We start from the raw sequence: 15,801 nt of genomic DNA on the forward strand, positions 1-15,801 counted from the left end.
CACCTTGGACAGATCCGTGGCGCGGGCGGCCACTGCGGTGGCGCGGTGAGCGATGGGGGTGGTGGTCACGAGGGAACTCTCCTTGCGGGGTGGTCTGTGGGAACCACCCCCTCCTGAGCGATGGGGGTGGCGGTCAAGGGGGAACTCTCCTGTCGAGGTGGTCTGTGGGAACCACCCCATGCTGTCCGCCGCCCGGTTACGGATCGTCAGTCCCGGTGCCCGTTCCCCGGGGTGGAATCGCCCGGCCCGTTCCTCCTCCTTTGATATGACGGCGTCCCTGAGACGAGAGCAGACGAGACCAGACGAGGGCGGGTGCGAGCTGAGACGAGAGAGGGGATCTGAGACGGGACCAGGGAGGAGACCTGGGGCGCGAGGAGGCGAGTATCCGTCAATCCCATGGGGACGCGGGGGCGCCCGGGGGCAGCGCGCGGCAGGTAAGAACGCCCCCGGAATCACTCCAGGACCGTCCTACTGCACAGAGTCGGGCGGGGCGAACGGTCCTCCTTTCAGATGTAGTGGAATTTCCTCTATACGAATGAGGTGAATTCGCGGCGTAGCAGGGAGGCGGGTGCCCCGCTCCCGTCCCTGGGACGACAGGGCGGGAGCGAGAGAATTCAGCGCTACTCCCGAGCTATCCGACGCGCTCGATCCGTGCGTTCCGGATCAGGAACTTGCCCGGCTCGCGGACCTGCTCGAACGCCGCGTTGTTCAGCAGCACACAACTACCGGAGACCGAATTCACCTGGACGGTCGTCGACCTGTTGTTGTCCAGGTTCGTCACCCTCAGCCTGGTCCCGGCGGGGAACTGGCTGCTGGACGCCGCCGGCGCACCCCTTTCTCCGGAGAGCGTCACCGTCGACCCCTTGCAGACCACCTGGCCCGCAGCAGCCCCACCCCTCTGGCGTCCCCCCGGTGGAGCAGCCTGGCGGCCGCCCGACCCGCGACAGCCTTCAGCCTGCTGCTGCACCCTGATGAGACCGATTACTTCTTGCCGGTTGGCGATCCTCGCCCGGGAGTTGGGATTGGGGTTGGCCCGCTCATTGGCGATGAACTGCTGGTTGCTCGCCAGAGCCCTGGCCAGCGCGTCACACGTCCGTGACGACGACAGGTTGACCCTCCCCTGGCCGGCATTGCCGGTTCCTGTCATCGCGAATGCCATACCACCGACCAGTGCGATGGTACCGGCGAGCAGGACGATCTTCTTCTTGCTGACCATTCTCTGTCGGGACACTTTCAACTCCGTTCTCGATCGCGGAACACGGTCGGATTTCGATCCGTGCGCCATGGAGTACGTCCCGATTCAATATTCTGTTCAGCGTCGGCATTCAAATTTCCTCGCCTGCCGATCACACCCGGAAATGAAGATCATTTAAGGCCCGAAAGGTCACATCGGTAATCGATGGAAGGCGCCGCCGCAGGGCAAAGCCACTGAGCCATGCATTACTTCGGGAATGAGCCGGGAGCGCGCCCGATGAGAAATTGCCATTACCGTGACACGGTGCAGACCGCCGACAAGCAGCCTGCCTCGGCATAATTTCCGGAAACATGAAAGCAGCCACCGGCGACGCCAGGGTGACGTGTCAGCTCAACGTCTGTGCAGCCGCCTGCACCTGACAGTCCACATGACGCATTCCTTTCTCCCTCCCAGAAGCGCGAGGACACCCGCCAACCAGTTGCCGGGCCCGTACGTGGTGTCCGACGCACGGTTCCACCCGCGCAGCGCCGGCATGCGCGCGCCTGTCAGCGCAGCCACCCGCCATGAGCCTGCTGACGTGCCATCGAGGACCGCGGCCCTGTTGCGCACCACAACAGCCCGGAAGGCTGCCGCTCTGCCCTGTCGCACGGGGTCCGATCTGCGCGTGGCCGAGCCGCTGGCGGACGTGGTGTGCAGGAGGACACTTGGGACCATCGGGTTCCCCAGATGTGCGTGGTGTTTACGGCGGTCACGAGGGAGGACTGTGTTCGGTGGCGATCATCCCGCTACTTTGCCGATGCTTTACCAAGTCGGCCCACGCAGTGCCGAGTTGATGGGGTGCGTGTGCGGGTCCGCCCACGTCCTTGTCATCGCGATAGCTTGTGACGGCGGGGCCACGCGCACGGGGAGGTGCCGTCAGATGCGGTGGGGGGCGTGGTGCGCCGGAGACGGGACGATAACGGGTGCCTGGTCGTGGTCCGGGGCGGGAACGGTCACCGGCGCGGGCTTCCGGGCCGGGCGGCGGCTCTGCGACCAGCCGTCGCCGGGAACGTATCCCGAAAGCCGGCCCGGGAGTTCGACGATCCGGCAGCCGAGGCTCTGGAGTTCGTCGCCGATCGCCCTGGCGTCGCCGTCCTTGATGGAGAAGACCCACCAGCCCGGCACGAGGACGGTTGCGAAGTGCCCCTGCTTCACGAGCTGGAAGAGGTGGTGGAGACGGGGCAAGTGGGCGTGGGACGCATACCCGTCGTCCGTGAAGGGCTCCGTGTCGGCGAATCCGAGGCTGCGGGCGAAGTGCCAGAGGGCTTCGCGCAGAGTGTGCATGTGCCAGTAGTCGGCCGGGTGGCAGCGCAGGTAGACCGCGGCGACGGAGGCTGGCGGGGATACGGAAGTGATCATGGGAGGGCCCCTGGTCATGAGCTCTCCGGCGGGTGCGCCTGCCGGAGGATCGGTGTCGACGGGCTCGGCCCGTCCGGGATCAGCGTCATCCCTGCCCGGCGAGGCCGAACAGTTCGCCGCCCGGGTGCGCTCCTACGGACTGCCGGTGGCCGGTTCGATGGTTGAGGTCCCGGCGGCCGCGCTGCGCGCCGACCGGCTGGCGGGTGTCTGTGACCGCGGGCGGTAGTGGCGACCAGGTCGAGGAGGGCGCGGACCTCGGCCGGCCCGTCGGCGTGTGCGGCGAAGCGGCGTCCGACCCGCCCCTTGCCCTGGTGCTGGTAGGGCTCGGCGTGAGCAGCCTGTCCATGGCCCCGGCCTGCCTGCCCGAAGTCCGCACCGCCCTCAGGGCACACTCCCTCGCCCATTGCCAGGCCCTGGCCGTTCTGGCCCGCCGAGCGCCTGACGCCGCCACAGCACGTGCGGGCGTTCGCCGCCGAATGCTCTGAGCGGGACCCGCATCCGCCGCGGCCCCGGGACCCTCAACCTCACCGGTCCCAGGGCCCTCCCACACCCGGCCCATCCACGCCCCCGGGCGGCCTGGCCTCGTCTCCGGACGGTCTGTCCTCGCCCTCGATCCGCTGAAGCGACTGGTTGCTATGACCGGTTTCCCCGTGGCGGAGATGCATTGACCACCTGGGTGCTGCAGGTGGGTGAGGACGGGCTGCACATCCTGCGGGCCGTCTATCGCGACGATGGCTGGCTCGGTCGCGGGTCGACTTCGCTCCCCGTCAATTCCTCCCTGCTCGCGGGGATCGGGCAGCGAAGCAGGACGGCCGGGGCGCTCCTGAACGACGTCCCCGACAGATCTGCAGGAGTTCCTCATGTGCGGCGAGGAGGACAGAAGCGCGCTCCGCGAGGCTCGCACGGGCCTGAACCCGGAACGCTCGAACTGCCGGAGTTCCGCGATGTGATGAGGAAGCTGACTCTGCGGCCCGAGGCACCCCCACCGCGGATCTCACCGCTCCTCTCCGCTCCTGTCCGGCCTGCACGAGCGTCGGCAAGGCGTGTCCGGCTCGATCAGCAGCTCGAAGCTCGGCTGCCGGTACGGCTGGTGGGGTTGACGCGCCGCCGGTGCGGACGGGGGTCGGCAGCGCCAGGCAAGCCGAGATGGTGGGAGACGACGACGCCGACACCGGCTTCGGGCGTCTGCACAACGCGGCACCGCCGCCACCCTCGACAAGATGGCGCACACTCAGCGCCTTCGGGGCTCGGGGCAACGGGATGAAGCTCAAGGCCTGCGCAGCATGAGGTAGCCGTCCCGGTCGATGACTGTCCGGTAGCCGCGGGCTTGCGCAGGATCGATGTCGCGAGCCAGTTGGGCACGTGAGATGGGCCAGCCCTGCGGGGCGGCGGTATCGACGACGATCCATTCAGGGACGGGTCTGCGGCCGGGCAGGCCGAATTCAGAGACAGTGGTACGGCTGGTGAGCTGTGGAACGAGACGGTTGGAGGCCGCTACGGTTGCTCCGTCGGGTATGTGGTCCAGGATGCGGTGGGCGGCGGCGATGCGCGGATTACTTGTCCAGGTGGTGGGCCAGGCCGAGGCGTGCGAGCGGGAACAGCGGCAGCAGCAGGCACTGATGGCCAGGTGGGCGCGGCGCGTTGCCCGCCCGGTCGGGTGGTGACCGCTTCGACGAGCGCGGCGAAGACGATGGGCATCAGGACGGCGCGTCCCGCCCAGGTAGCAGCCCACGGGCGGGGCCAGGGCGGGGGCCTCCGCCGGGGGCTGGAGGATCACCCCCGGCACAGCATTGCACCGGATTCAGCCACACAACAGGGTCGTGACTCGAACCGCAGTAGATGCGGTTCAGCAGATTGTGCAGGCGGATGCGAAGGGGACTACGGATACGTCCATGTCTGGTTGGCGCCGCCGTGGCATGCGTAGATGATCAGTTGGGTGCCGTCGGCGGAACTGTTGTCCTTGGCGTCCAGGCACTTGCCCGAGTTGGGGTTCACCAGCGATCCGCCCGTACCCGCGACCCAGCTCTGCGCGGCGGTTCCGTTGCACGAATACAGCTGCACCTTTGTGAGGTCCGCGGTGCCGGCCCCCGCCACGTCCAGGCATTTGCCCAGCGCCCGCCACGTCTGTCCGGAACGGCTCCAGGTCTGCGCGGCGGTTCCGTTGCACGAATACAGCTGCACCTTCGTGCCATCGGCGGTGCCGGCCCCCGCCACGTCCACGCACTTGCCGCCGACGCCGACGATCCGACCGGACTGCGCGCCGAACACCTGCACCTCTGCCAAGGACAGCGGATTGCTGCCGGACAGCTGCACCATCACGTGGCGGGCCTTCTTGCCCACCTCGATCCGGGTCGGACTGCCCGCACGGCTGGTCTGGTGGCTGGACCAGACACCTGGCTTGGCGGCCTGCTGGGTCGGGGTGAGGCCGGTGTCAAAGGGGGTCTCCGAGGTGAACACCCAGTAGTCGGAGAGCCGGTCGGCGCAGCAGTCCGTGCGGTTCCACAGGGCGATCTCGCCGATGTCCCTGGACTCGCCGAGGTCGACCCGCCACCATGCGTGCTGCTCGGGGTTGGTGTGGGTGACCGAACCGGTGCCGTACGCGCCGTTCGTATTGCCGTCCACCGCCAGCTCGGCGCCACCCTTGCCGGGCTGGTCGGCGAACGCCGATGACTGGACGGCGGGCTTGCCGTAGGCAAGGTTCGGACCGTCACCGTAGAGCCGGAGGTTCGCGATCGCCGGGGGCAGCGCTCGCGAACCGGTGATCCGCAGCCGTACTTTCTGGGTGGTTACCGGGGTGCCGAGTTTCAGCAGCCGCTTGTAGCCGATGGTGGTCGCGCTGGTCACCTGCTGCCAGGACGAGCCGTTCCAGGCATCCACCGCGAAGCCGGAGACGCGCTGGCCGACTTGGATGTTCTCCTGCAGCAGCACGGTGTTGAACGTCTTGGCCGACCCGAGGTCCAGAACCAGGCCCCCGGTGGTCTTGGCGGGCTGCCACGCCGTCCCGTCATCCCCGTCGAGCACCCTGGCAGGATCATTGCCCGGGGTGTGGGAGGTTCCGCCGTCATCGGCCGCTGTCGCGCCCGCGGCCAGGTTCGTCGCGAAGGTGGACCGTATCTTGCCCCCAAACTCCGCCATCCGGGCAACCTCGGCGGCGGGGAAGCGGCCTGACCTGTCCGGGGCGATGTTCAACAAGAGCTGGCAGTTGCGGCCGACCGATTCGAAATACATCTGCATCAGCCGGTCCAGGGACTTCGGGCCCTGCCCCTCGTGCCAGAACCAGTCCGGCTGCAGCCGGGCATCGCACTCGGCGGGATGCCAGGCCAGGTAGTCGGACTCTGTGGTGAGCTTGTCGTCGCCGGCGATGTTGTCCGCCATCTCGCCGAACGTCGAGTGCCGCTCACCGTCCGGGGCCGGGCTGCCCTTCTGCGGTACGACGCTCCATTCGCTGTCACGGGCGAAGCCGTCCTCGTTGCCCACCCAGCGGATGTCCGGGCCGTTGAACATCACCGCCGAGGGCTGCAACGTACGAACCATCTTGAACCAGTCGTTGAAGTTGTACGGCTGCTTGCCTTCGGTCGGGTCCGCGCCGTCGAACCACAACTCGTCGAGCTGGCCGTACTTGGTCAGGATCTCGTAGAGGGTGTTCATGTAGTAGCGGTTGTAGTCGTCGGCCTTGACCTGGAAGGTCGGGTCGCCGCCGCTGCCTGCTGTCGGGATGGTGGCGTCTGCCTTTGGACTGCCGTTGCCGAACGTGCCGCCAGGCCGCTTGTACTCGTGCAGGTCCGACGGGGACAGATAGATGCCGACCTTCACGCCCTGCCGGCGTGCCGAGTCGGTCAACGACCTGACGATGTCGCCTTTGCCGCCCAGCCATGAGCTCCGCTCGACCCCGTGATCGGAGTATGCCGAGGGGAACATCAGCATCCCGTCGTGGTGCTTGGCGACCAGGATGACCTTCTTGAAACCGGCGTTCTTGAACGTGCTGATCCATTGATCGGTGTCGAGGTTGGACGGCTGAAGGAGGTTTGGGTCCTCAAGGCCGGTGCCCCACTCGTTACCGGTGTACGTATTCGGCCCGAAGTGCACGAAGCCGGTCAACTCCTCACGCTGCCAGGCCAGTTGCCGGTCACTCGGGGTCACCGTGGCCGCCTTGGCGATGATCTGCGCGTTGGTGTCGGTGGGTGAGATGGGCACCACCGGGTTCGGTGCCGCCGACGCCACATTCGTCGAGCCGAAAAGCAGACCCACCACCAGGGCCGTCACCGGCCATACGCGTCTTGCTCTCATGGGCAAACCTCTCTGTGATGCTTGATCGGCAGATGGTGAAGCAGTCGCCTTCCCCAGGGCTTCTGCTTGGTGCCGCCGTTACGGCAGCGCCCGAGTCTGTGCCGCATCGCGACTCCTCCTGCGGCCGGTCGAACAGCGTCTGCTGCTCCGAGCCGGGGGCGCCCCGGCGTTGATCACGCGATGAGCCGCCACTTCTGGTTGTCTCGGCCGTGGCAGCTGTAGAGGATCAGCTTGGTGCCGTCGGAGGAGCCCCCGCCGTAGGCGTCCAGGCATTTGCCGAAGGCTTTGAGCTCCTGGCTCTGGGGGTCATAAGTCCACTTCTGGGCTGCGGTGTTGTTGCACTCGTACAGCTGCACCGGGGTGCCGTCGGCCTGGCGGGCCGCCTCCACATCCATGCACTTGCCGAGGGCGCGGACCTCGCCGCCCGCGCTGCCGAAGGTCCACTTCTGGGCTGCGGTGTTGTTGCACTCGTAGAGGTTCAGATCATTACCGTCTTCGGATCTGGCCCCGGGGACGTCCACGCATCTGCCGCTGGCGACTCCGACGATCGTCGTGCCGGCGGCCTTGGCGTCGTGGAAGACAATGAATGCATCGGCGGGTGATTCGCCGGGAAGCCGTACGAGGACGGATGCTCGGACAGCTCCGCCAGGCGCAGCGGCTCGGGGTGCCGGATCAGCTCGCCGAGGATGCCATGGCCGCTCGGCAGATCACCGATCCGAGCCCTCAACTCGTCGTCAATGCCCTCCGTCAGGAATTGCGCCAGTTTCCGGTCTTGGCCGATCACCCCCAGCGCGCCGTACTCGGCGTCCACCAGGACCACTGCGGCTTCCACAATCCTCCGCAGAACCTGCGGAAGGTCGAGTTCACGCCCGACCGAGAGCACGGCCTCCAGCAGACCACGGACACGGTCCCGCGTGCCGCGTACCGCGTCGATGCGTACGTGCAGCTCTTCCAGCAACTCGTCCAGCCGAAGCCGCGGCAGACTGTCGGTCCCCAGGTCGCGCTCTCGCTCCACAGAGCCTCCGCCGCACTCGAACCGACCGACGAGTCACACTCCGTCTCTCCCACGATAGGACCTGCCCCCAGTCGTGCCCATGGGCCCGGGATTGCGGCGGCGGGGAGCGAGGCGAGCGTCTCAAGGGTATACGTCCGGCCCTCCGCCGTGGTGCCCGTGTGTCTCCGGTTCCGAGGGCCCTTGCACCCGAGTGGCCATGACAGCCGCCTGAATCCGCCGCTCGACGCCGAGCTTGGACAGCAGCCGCGAGATGTGGTTCTTCACCGTCTTCTCGGAGAGGAAGAGTTGCGAGCCGATCTGGCGGTTGGTCATTCCTTTGCCGATCAGCTGCAGGATCTGGTGTTCGCGCGGGGAGAGCCCGGACAGCGCCGTATCTTCGGGTTCCTGAGCGGTCTCGTCGTGGCGCAGGGACTGCATCAGCCTGGTGGTGGTGGCCGGATCCAGCATGGACTGCCCGGATGCGACGGTGCGGACAGCCGCGACGAGGTCCGAGCCGTGGATCTGCTTCAGGACGTACCCGGCGGCGCCCGCCATGATCGCGTCCAGCAGCGCGTCGTCGTCGTCGAACGACGTCAGCATGAGACAGGCCAGCTCGGGCATGCGTGAGCGCAGTTCCCTACAGACCGTGATGCCGTCGCCGTCCGGCAGACGTACGTCGAGGATGGCCACATCGGGCCGCAGCGCCGGACCCCGGGCGAGCGCGTGGTCGACCGTGCCGGCTTCGCCGACCACGCTGATGTCGGGCTCGGTATCGAGGAGATCGTGCAGGCCACGCCGGACGACTTCATGGTCGTCCAGCAGGAACACTTTGATCGGCGTCTCGTTCGAGAACGTTCGTGACTCGGCCATTGTCCGATCCTTGCCGCGTTGTTCCCCCCCATGGATCCTGACTCACACCGGCCACCCGCACCACAGCCGAACGGGTCGGCCGGGCTGCGTGAGGCCCTCAGTCGGCCAGGCGCAGGGTTTCGCTGCCGGAGGGTCCGTACAGGTCGAGCAGGCGGCCGCGAGCGGAGTGAAGTCTGTGGGCGATCACCTCGGCGATACGGAGCGTGAGCGCCTTGCCGAGTTCCCGGTCCTCGTCGCACAGGGCACGCACCTTTGCAGCGTCGAATTCCAGTGCTCGGACAGGGCCGGCCGCCTCGGCACCGAGATGCCAGCTGCGCGGGGGAAAGAGCCAGGACCAGCCCAGCAGATCTCCGGATCCGAGCCGCTCCACCACGGCGGCACGCCGACCCGGAACGTGCAGATCGAGTTCGACAGCTCCGTTGAGGATGATCCAGAAGCGGTCCGCGCGGGCGCCCTCCTCGAAGATGCGTACGCCGGCCGGGAAGGCTGTCTCCCGGGCGAGCTCCATCAGCCTGTCGCGGGCTTCGGGCGGCAGGACGCTCAGCAGCGGGGGCGCCTTGGTCATTGCTGTCTCCGTACCTCAAGCCGTGTCCACGGCCCGGAGTGGTGTCTTCCTTGTGCACAGCCTGGCGGGCCGAGGAAAGAAGCGGCAGGGGCCTGGCGGCCCTGCCGCTGGGCCGGACGGCCCCTGTGCGTCCGCTGTCGCTCCACCACAGGCTGGGCACAGAGACACGCGGCCCCGCCCCGGTCGTGCTCGCCGGACCGAAGCACAAGGACTGACAGTGCGCCGTCCGGAAGCAGTCCGCCGTCGGGAAGTCGCGCCGAGGCCTGCTTGCCGCCAACCTGAAATCAGGCACCATCTGCGCGGTCCTGTGTACGAAGGAGCTGACAGTCATGACTACGACTCCTGCGGCGTACGACCCGGTAAGAGTGGAAGCAGCGCTGGACTCACCGCTGTCGCGCTGGCTGTGGCTGGTCAAGTGGCTGCTCTTGATCCCCCACTACATTGTGCTGTTCTTCCTGTGGATCGCCTTCCTGCTGGTCAGCGTGGTCGCGTTCTTCGCCATTCTGATCACCGAGCGTTACCCTCGGCCACTGTTCGACTTCAACGTCGGGGTGCTGCGCTGGACCTGGCGGGTCTCTTACTACGGGTACAGCGCACTCGCCACCGACCGCTACCCGCCGTTCAGTCTCGGGGCGGAGCCCGGCTATCCGGCACGGCTGGACATCGTCTACCCGGAGCGGCTGTCGCGCGGCCTTGTCCTGGTGAAGTGGTGGCTGCTCGCCATCCCGCACTACATCGTGATCGGCTTCTTCGCCGGCGGATACCGGGCCGGCTGGTGGGACGGTGGGCTGGTCTCCGTGCTGGCCATCATCGCCGCCGTCATCCTCGCCTTCACCGAGAAGTATCCGAAGGACCTGTTCGACCTCGTCATCGGGCTCAACCGCTGGGTTCTGCGGGTCGCCGCCTACGCGAGCCTGATGACCGACGCCTATCCGCCCTTCCGGCTGGACATGGGCGGTTCCGAGCCGGCTGCCCGGCCATGGCCGCCTGACGCCGGGCAGTTCAAGGCGTGAGCAACAGCGCGGCACCCGAGTCCGGGGCCGGCCACGGGCGCCTCAGCTCCGGGTCCTCGGGCGGGTGGTCTCGTAGAAAGGCGTCGAAGGCGGTCTCCATGCCGCGGCGTGCAGCCTCGCGGAGTCGGTGATCACTCCGTCGGCGTCGAAAACCACCGCTTCCACGGACCGCAGCGCGGCAATCACGCGCTCACATCCGCTGCGGAACGACGGCAACGGGGCAGGCGGCGTGGTGGAGTGCGGCGTGGGCCAGTCGGCCGAGCTGGAGGCCGAAGTGTCCCTGACGGCGCTCGGCTCCGACAACCAGCAGGTCGGCGGCGGCGGAACGTTCGAGCAGCACCTTGTGGGCCGGGCCCTCCAGCGTGGTACGGCGCACCCGGACGGCCGGGTGATCGCCCACACCCTTGCCCAGCGCCTCGTCGAGCAGGGTGGCGGCCCGCATCTCGTGGAACGTCGCGGCGTCGCCGCTGAGCGGGGCATGGTCGGTCGTCTCGTGTGCGGGCCGGCGCCATGCACGTACGGCGTCGAGGGTGCAGCCACGTGCCTCGGCCTCGCGGAAGGCGAAGCCCACGGCGCTGGAGCCGGCAGCGAGGTCACCGACGCCCAGGAGGATCCGCTCGTGGCTGCCCGACAGGGCGGTCTGGTCGCCGCGTACGACGATCACCGGGCAATGGGCGCGGGCAGCCACGGCCAGACTCACCGAGCCGAGCAGCAGACCGGCGAGACCCCCGCGGCCATGTGATGCGATGACGAGCGCGAAGGCGTTGTGCCCCTCCCGCAGGAGCGCGGTCACCGCCTCCTCGGGCACCACCTCGGTGGACACCTTCACATCCGGGTTGCACTGATGGGCACGCTCCGCGGCGGTGCCGACGATGTTGTCCGCGAGCACCTGGTCGGCGGGGCGGTCCTGGCTGTACGACGGTGCCTCCCCTTCGTAACGCTCCCAGAGGGACGCGTACACCAGCCGCAGGGGAACTCCATGGCGTGCTGCCTCGTCCACCGCCCAGTCCACGGCCCCGAGGCTTGGCTCCGAACCGTCCACACCCACGACAAGGGGCAGCTCCATCGTCCCCACCACCTTTCAGCCGGCCGATCGGAGGCATTGCCGTCCTCACAGTCCCAGTGTGTGCGCAGCCGCGGTCAGGGGCGCTTCGGCCCTCATCCGGGACGTTCGGCCCCACGCCCTTCGCGCGTCCCGCGTTCGCCCGACCGGCCGATGACGACCGGACATTCCGCATGATCCACGGCAGCCGGCGCCGCCGACCCGGCCAGGCAGCCACTGACACCTCGAACCCCTGGCTGCCCAACGCCGACGGCTCCGTCCCCACCCCCGCCGAGAGCCGTGCGGCGACGGCAGGCTGGGCGACGGGGCCGATGAACCCCACTTCGGGAGCCGACCGGCCCATGCGGCGCGCCTGCTTCCTGGCGGAGGCTGGACTTGGAAGACACGCCGCTGCGCGACGGAGCGTCGTGGATCACCGAGGGATGTGTTGCGCATGTCGGAGAATGAGCCGGGTGGCTCGCCCAACCAGCAGTCCAGGACGGCGGGGGGCGACATCGGCCGTCGGGTGGCACAGCGCCGTGAGGAGCTGGGGCTCACCCGTGAGGACGTCGCCCTGCGTGCAGGATCGGCACCCAGCTACCTCCAGTACGTGGAGGAACGGGCCGGCGCACCGGGCATCGGCTTCCTGCTGCGCCTGGCCGACGCGCTGGAAACCACGGTCGGCGACCTGACCGGGGGCGGCACGGATCTGCCGCCGGGAATCGGCAAGGCGGGTTACCACTCGGAGCTGGTGGAAATGACCGCCGAAGAGTGCCGTAAGCGGCTGTCTTCGCATGGCGTGGGCAGGGTGGCGGTGTCCACTTCTGACGGACCTGCCATTGTTCCCGTCAATTACCTCGTCATGAACGACGTCGTGGCGTACAGAACAGCTCCTGATGCCGTTCCGGCTGCGGCGGCAGGCACAGAAGTCGCCTTCGAAGTGGATCACATCGACGATGCGCTGAGCCAGGGCTGGAGCGTTCTCGTGGTCGGCCCCGCACGTGCCGTCACCGACGCCGAAGCCGTGCGTCACCTGGAGGAACAGGCGGCCACCACCCCCTGGGCGGGAGGCAACCGCGGACTGTGGGTGACCATCACACCCACCCGCCTCACGGGCCGCCGGATCCATGTCGGACAGACCCATGTGCCTCCCGACGGCGGAGCCCCCAGGACATGAACCTTCTGGTGGGATACGCAACCGCACACGGCTCCACCCGCGAGATCGCGGAGCGCCTGGGCAAGCGGCTGGGCGAGACCGGGCTGAAGGCCGATGTCAGGTCCCTGGCCGACGTCGAGGACGCGCACGCGTATGAGGCGTTCGTGCTCGGCAGCGCGGTCCACGATCAGGCCTGGCTCGACCCGGCGAAGGACTTTCTGCGCCGCAACAGCGAACTGCTCCGCGTGCGTCCTGTGTGGATCTTCAGTGTGGGCATACCGAGCGCGCTGCGCGGGCCGTGGAAAGGCAGGGCGGACGAGGAGGAGTCCGTCATCACCGCGGATCTGCCGGGAGGCATTCCCTACCAGGGGCACCGGCTCCTGTCGGGCGTCATCGCACCCGAGCACTTGCCCTTCACCGGGCGTGTGGCATTCCGGTTGATGGGCTGCCGGTACGGCGACTTCCGTGACTGGCCGGCCATCGACGCCTGGGCGGCTGAGATCGTCCGGGAGCTGACCCACGGATGAGGGGCGCAGGTGCACTGTTGGTCCCGGTTTCCGGCTGAGACAGGGACCGTCCGGCACCTGCGCACCGCCTGGCGGCACGTCACACTGAGATATCGGCCCGGTATCGGACCTGGGAGGTTTTCGATGAGCGCCGACCCGACCACGGACACGGCTGCCGCACCCCTGCTGCTCGACAGCGCGCTGCGGGACTTCCGGTTCAGCCGCCTGGAGTGCGTGATGATCGACGCCGCACCTCATGCGGTGTACGAAGCGACGCGCCGACTGGACCTGCTCACCATTCACTCGCCACTGTTCGACCTGGTCATGTGGGCGCGCGGGGTGCCGGACAGGCTTCGTCGGCGCCCCCTGCCGGCGCCGCCGACGATGCGGGTGGCCGATCTGTTCGACGTCAACACGCACGACCAGGACCAGCCCTGGGTGGCCCTGGGGGAGACCCCGGGACGGGAACTCACCTTCGGAGCCGTCGGCAAGGTATGGAAGCCCGCCATCGAGTGGCGCCGGATCGAGCCGGATGCGTTCACCGGCTTCGAGGAGCCCGGCTGGGCCAAGATGGCGGCCGCTTTCACCGTCCACCCCTATGGCACGCGGCGATCCCTCCTGGTCTATGAGGCCCGCACCGTGTGCACCGACCCGGAGTCCACGGTGCGCTTCGGCCGCTACTGGACACTCGTCTCACCGGGCGTCGGCATCGCCCTGCGGGCAGCACTGCAGTCCGTGAAGACGGCCGCGGAGCACCCGGACCGGCCGGGGCCCGTCCGGGTGGAAGGCACGGAAGCGGAAAGGGACGAGACATGACGCGTGTCGTCATTGTGTACGAGAGCCTGTCGACGCGGTACCGAACGCATGGAGTTCGACGCACGGCTCGGCGGTCGTCGGGCAATGCGCGGTCACGTAGACACGGTGCACGCCGTCGACCGGGATGACTGGCACCGAGATGTCCTGAACGGAGCCATCGGCGGTCGGGGTGATCCGCGCCAGCGGTAACCGGGCAGGGGAATCGAGCACGAGCTCTATCCAGGCACCGCCGCCCGGCGGCCCCGCGAGCCTGGCGTGGGCGAGCGTGTCCCCGCTGGAGAAGGCGACACGGTCGTAGCGCAGCAAGGAGGAGCTTCCCAGGGCGCGGATGCCCGGGCCGGAGCCGGCAGTTGTCCCGCCCTGGGTGGTGTACGCATCAGCGGGGACGCGGTCTCCGGCCCGGAAGGCAGGGGGAACCGGCGCCTCGGGCGACGCAGAGTCGTCCGGCGTCGGCGAGGACCGGGATGCAGACGGCGGGTGCTCCTGTGCCGCGCGCTGCTGATCGCAGGCGGCCAGGGCACCCATGCCCGCGCCAATCCCGGTCAGGAAGCCAATGACCGCGACAGCCGCCCGGGACCGACGTGGGACCCGCGGGGACGCCGCTGCCGTGCGGACTCGCGGAGCCGCCGCCCCTGTTTTTCCCCCGTGCCGGTGGGCGGCGGCCGCCGGGGCGGCCCGGCGCACGCGCGAACGCTGCGTCTGCGTTTGGACCTCGGCTCGCTCCATCAGTCTCGTCAGGAACGGCGGATCGTCCAAGGGCGCGGGGATGGCCTCCTTCGCACGCAGGTAATCCTGACCGGTCCACCACCCCAACAGCCGTACGGGCAGCTGCGCTTCCAGCTGTCCGTCGAGCCGGGAGACATCTTTGTAGACACCCATGCATGCCGGACAGACACGGAGATGGTCCGCGACCTCCCCGGCCGGGAGCGCCTCGGGCCCCTGGGGCAGCCGCTTGATCACCTCCCTGCAGTCCTGACGCTCCAGCCGTTCGAGATACAGGTCCGTACGGGCCTGGCGCAGCGCACTTCTGGCCTCGTCGCAGCGGTCCTTGACCAAATGGAGGGCCAGTCCCGTGATGCGGGCCGTCGACGCGGGATCGTCCCGGTCCACCACCGAGTGCCACAGCAGACACTGTGTGGTGGCCGGGAGGCGCTGGAACGCGACAGCCAGCTGGCCGTCGTCTCCCCAGGGCCACCGGCCTCCCGCGGCCACCCAGGCCCGGAAGTCCGGTGACAGCACTTCGCGCTCCCGATGCCACCTCGTGATCGCCGTGGTGCGAACGTTGCCCAGTATCTGGGGTCGCAGGCAGCCCGGATGACGTTGTCCGACGAAGCCCTCCCCGGAGACCATCCGTTGCAGCAGTTGCGCGAACACCTGTGATGTCACCTCGTGCGCATGCAGTGGACCCGGCATGCACTGGGAGGCGTACGCCTGCACGGCGGCGTAGTGGCGGCGATAGACATGCCGGAAGAGTTCGACTTGGCCTTTGCGCACCCCATGAATCAGAGCCGCATCGGAAAGAGGCTGCTGCGACGGCCGCGATCCCAGGACCAAATGCATCGAGAAACCTTTCACTCAAGTCCGGTGGCAGCCATGGGTGAAGGCCCGCATGGCGTCACCGGCCTGCCGGCCGACGTCGTGCTCGGGAGCCGGCAAGGAATTCCGGGAGACTCAGCCGAAGGTGAATTCGGTGATGCTGACGCTGGAATTGCCCGCGGCGCGGCACGCCGTGAGATACACCGAGTGGACACCGGCGGCCTGCCGCACGGGCGCGCAGAAGCGCCGCCGCACGGGCGCGCTGAAGAGCCGCCGCACGGGCGCGCTGAAGAGCCGGTGAAGGTGGTGCGCGAGGACACTTCGGACCATGGGGGTCCCCCCGAGATGCGTGTCGTTTGTACAGACGGTCACAAGGAGGACTGCGCCCGGCAGAGGGCATCCCGCCACTTTGCCAACGCTTTG

Annotated in this window: 16 protein-coding genes and 2 pseudogenes; 6 read left to right on the forward strand and 12 right to left on the reverse strand. The window is 68.3% G+C overall.

The features are described from left to right. Nucleotides 1–631: 631 nt before the first annotated feature. Together ACI2LP_RS25080 and ACI2LP_RS25085 are read right to left on the reverse strand one after the other, a co-directional pair. Complete coding sequence (locus ACI2LP_RS25080) at nt 632–1,231, reverse strand: hypothetical protein (RefSeq protein ID WP_404726748.1); 600 nt, start codon at nt 1,229–1,231, stop codon at nt 632–634. Nucleotides 1,232–2,110: 879 nt separating this feature from the next. Then, complete coding sequence (locus tag ACI2LP_RS25085) at nt 2,111–2,593, reverse strand: hypothetical protein (RefSeq protein WP_404726749.1); 483 nt, start codon at nt 2,591–2,593, stop codon at nt 2,111–2,113. Nucleotides 2,594–2,609: 16 nt separating this feature from the next. Between ACI2LP_RS25085 and ACI2LP_RS25090 the strand changes: the two genes are divergently transcribed. Together ACI2LP_RS25090 and ACI2LP_RS25095 are read left to right on the forward strand one after the other, a co-directional pair. Beyond that, the gene (locus ACI2LP_RS25090) at nt 2,610–2,819 is read left to right on the forward strand and encodes a hypothetical protein (RefSeq protein ID WP_404726750.1); all 210 of its coding nucleotides are present in this window, start codon (nt 2,610–2,612) and stop codon (nt 2,817–2,819) included. Next, complete coding sequence (locus ACI2LP_RS25095; RefSeq protein ID WP_404726751.1) at nt 2,797–3,078, forward strand: putative PEP-binding protein; 282 nt, start codon at nt 2,797–2,799, stop codon at nt 3,076–3,078. Before ACI2LP_RS25090 ends, ACI2LP_RS25095 begins: the two co-directional genes overlap by 23 nt. A gap of 782 nt (nt 3,079–3,860) precedes the next feature. Here ACI2LP_RS25095 and ACI2LP_RS25100 read toward each other — a convergent pair. The 6 genes and pseudogenes from ACI2LP_RS25100 to ACI2LP_RS25125 all read right to left on the reverse strand — a co-directional run bounded on the left by ACI2LP_RS25100 (nt 3,861) and on the right by ACI2LP_RS25125 (nt 9,309). Next, nucleotides 3,861–4,139, reverse strand: a complete 279-nt coding sequence (locus tag ACI2LP_RS25100) for a DUF2079 domain-containing protein (protein WP_404727009.1) — start codon at nt 4,137–4,139, stop codon at nt 3,861–3,863. Between the two features lie 332 nt (nt 4,140–4,471). Next, nucleotides 4,472–6,880 (reverse strand): alpha-L-fucosidase, encoded by a 2,409-nt coding sequence (locus tag ACI2LP_RS25105; RefSeq protein ID WP_404726752.1) that lies wholly within the window; start codon nt 6,878–6,880, stop codon nt 4,472–4,474. Between the two features lie 173 nt (nt 6,881–7,053). Beyond that, nucleotides 7,054–7,401, reverse strand: coding sequence for a ricin-type beta-trefoil lectin domain protein (locus ACI2LP_RS25110; protein WP_404726753.1), 348 nt, complete (start codon nt 7,399–7,401; stop codon nt 7,054–7,056). Between the two features lie 62 nt (nt 7,402–7,463). After that, nucleotides 7,464–7,895, reverse strand: a pseudogene (locus ACI2LP_RS25115) (GAF domain-containing protein); the annotation flags it as partial. Between the two features lie 120 nt (nt 7,896–8,015). Further along, nucleotides 8,016–8,744: a response regulator gene (locus tag ACI2LP_RS25120; protein ID WP_404726754.1), complete on the reverse strand. Its 729-nt coding sequence runs from the start codon at nt 8,742–8,744 to the stop codon at nt 8,016–8,018. A gap of 97 nt (nt 8,745–8,841) precedes the next feature. Then, on the reverse strand, nt 8,842–9,309 hold the full coding sequence (locus tag ACI2LP_RS25125; RefSeq protein WP_404726755.1) for a cyclic nucleotide-binding domain-containing protein: 468 nt from the start codon (nt 9,307–9,309) through the stop codon (nt 8,842–8,844). Nucleotides 9,310–9,638: 329 nt separating this feature from the next. Here ACI2LP_RS25125 and ACI2LP_RS25130 point away from each other — a divergent pair, with 329 nt between their 5' ends. Then, on the forward strand, nt 9,639–10,322 hold the full coding sequence (locus ACI2LP_RS25130; protein WP_404726756.1) for a DUF4389 domain-containing protein: 684 nt from the start codon (nt 9,639–9,641) through the stop codon (nt 10,320–10,322). Nucleotides 10,323–10,347: 25 nt separating this feature from the next. On the opposite strand, the pseudogene ACI2LP_RS25135 reads toward ACI2LP_RS25130, so the two are convergent. Both ACI2LP_RS25135 and ACI2LP_RS25140 read right to left on the reverse strand, forming a co-directional pair. Next, nucleotides 10,348–10,538, reverse strand: a pseudogene (locus ACI2LP_RS25135) (hydrolase); the annotation flags it as partial. After that, nucleotides 10,513–11,388, reverse strand: coding sequence for a universal stress protein (locus ACI2LP_RS25140; RefSeq protein WP_404726757.1), 876 nt, complete (start codon nt 11,386–11,388; stop codon nt 10,513–10,515). The pseudogene ACI2LP_RS25135 and the gene ACI2LP_RS25140, both read right to left, overlap by 26 nt. Before the next feature lie 430 nt (nt 11,389–11,818). On the opposite strand from ACI2LP_RS25140, the gene ACI2LP_RS25145 reads away from it, so the two are divergent. The 3 genes from ACI2LP_RS25145 to ACI2LP_RS25155 all read left to right on the forward strand — a co-directional run bounded on the left by ACI2LP_RS25145 (nt 11,819) and on the right by ACI2LP_RS25155 (nt 13,842). Continuing rightward, nucleotides 11,819–12,541 (forward strand): helix-turn-helix domain-containing protein, encoded by a 723-nt coding sequence (locus tag ACI2LP_RS25145; protein WP_404726758.1) that lies wholly within the window; start codon nt 11,819–11,821, stop codon nt 12,539–12,541. After that, nucleotides 12,538–13,047: a flavodoxin domain-containing protein gene (locus tag ACI2LP_RS25150; RefSeq protein ID WP_404726759.1), complete on the forward strand. Its 510-nt coding sequence runs from the start codon at nt 12,538–12,540 to the stop codon at nt 13,045–13,047. Before ACI2LP_RS25145 ends, ACI2LP_RS25150 begins: the two co-directional genes overlap by 4 nt. A gap of 123 nt (nt 13,048–13,170) precedes the next feature. Beyond that, nucleotides 13,171–13,842 carry a hypothetical protein gene (locus ACI2LP_RS25155; RefSeq protein WP_404726760.1) on the forward strand — a complete coding sequence of 224 codons (672 nt, stop codon included), beginning with the start codon at nt 13,171–13,173 and terminating at the stop codon, nt 13,840–13,842. A gap of 9 nt (nt 13,843–13,851) precedes the next feature. Here the strand turns inward: ACI2LP_RS25155 and ACI2LP_RS25160 are convergent, their stop codons facing one another. Both ACI2LP_RS25160 and ACI2LP_RS25165 read right to left on the reverse strand, forming a co-directional pair. Further along, on the reverse strand, nt 13,852–15,336 hold the full coding sequence (locus ACI2LP_RS25160) for a hypothetical protein (RefSeq protein ID WP_404726761.1): 1,485 nt from the start codon (nt 15,334–15,336) through the stop codon (nt 13,852–13,854). 177 nt (nt 15,337–15,513) lie between these two features. Then, on the reverse strand, nt 15,514–15,708 hold the full coding sequence (locus ACI2LP_RS25165) for a hypothetical protein (protein ID WP_404726762.1): 195 nt from the start codon (nt 15,706–15,708) through the stop codon (nt 15,514–15,516). Between the last annotated feature and the right edge of the window lie 93 nt (nt 15,709–15,801).

Source organism: Streptomyces sp. NPDC019890, assembly GCF_044903445.1.
Lineage (GTDB): Bacteria > Actinomycetota > Actinomycetes > Streptomycetales > Streptomycetaceae > Streptomyces.

Bases quoted from the DNA above. Each gene is read 5' to 3' on its own strand.
- ACI2LP_RS25145 (WP_404726758.1), top strand. From the start codon at position 11,819: ATGTCGGAGAATGAGCCGGGTGGCTCGCCCAACCAGCAGTCCAGGACG.
- ACI2LP_RS25090 (WP_404726750.1), top strand. From the start codon at position 2,610: ATGAGCTCTCCGGCGGGTGCGCCTGCCGGAGGATCGGTGTCGACGGGC.
- ACI2LP_RS25085 (WP_404726749.1), bottom strand. From the start codon at position 2,593: ATGATCACTTCCGTATCCCCGCCAGCCTCCGTCGCCGCGGTCTACCTG.
- ACI2LP_RS25130 (WP_404726756.1), top strand. From the start codon at position 9,639: ATGACTACGACTCCTGCGGCGTACGACCCGGTAAGAGTGGAAGCAGCG.
- ACI2LP_RS25150 (WP_404726759.1), top strand. From the start codon at position 12,538: ATGAACCTTCTGGTGGGATACGCAACCGCACACGGCTCCACCCGCGAG.
- ACI2LP_RS25165 (WP_404726762.1), bottom strand. From the start codon at position 15,708: ATGGTCCGAAGTGTCCTCGCGCACCACCTTCACCGGCTCTTCAGCGCG.
- ACI2LP_RS25155 (WP_404726760.1), top strand. From the start codon at position 13,171: ATGAGCGCCGACCCGACCACGGACACGGCTGCCGCACCCCTGCTGCTC.
- ACI2LP_RS25140 (WP_404726757.1), bottom strand. From the start codon at position 11,388: ATGGAGCTGCCCCTTGTCGTGGGTGTGGACGGTTCGGAGCCAAGCCTC.
- ACI2LP_RS25105 (WP_404726752.1), bottom strand. From the start codon at position 6,880: ATGAGAGCAAGACGCGTATGGCCGGTGACGGCCCTGGTGGTGGGTCTG.
- ACI2LP_RS25125 (WP_404726755.1), bottom strand. From the start codon at position 9,309: ATGACCAAGGCGCCCCCGCTGCTGAGCGTCCTGCCGCCCGAAGCCCGC.
- ACI2LP_RS25120 (WP_404726754.1), bottom strand. From the start codon at position 8,744: ATGGCCGAGTCACGAACGTTCTCGAACGAGACGCCGATCAAAGTGTTC.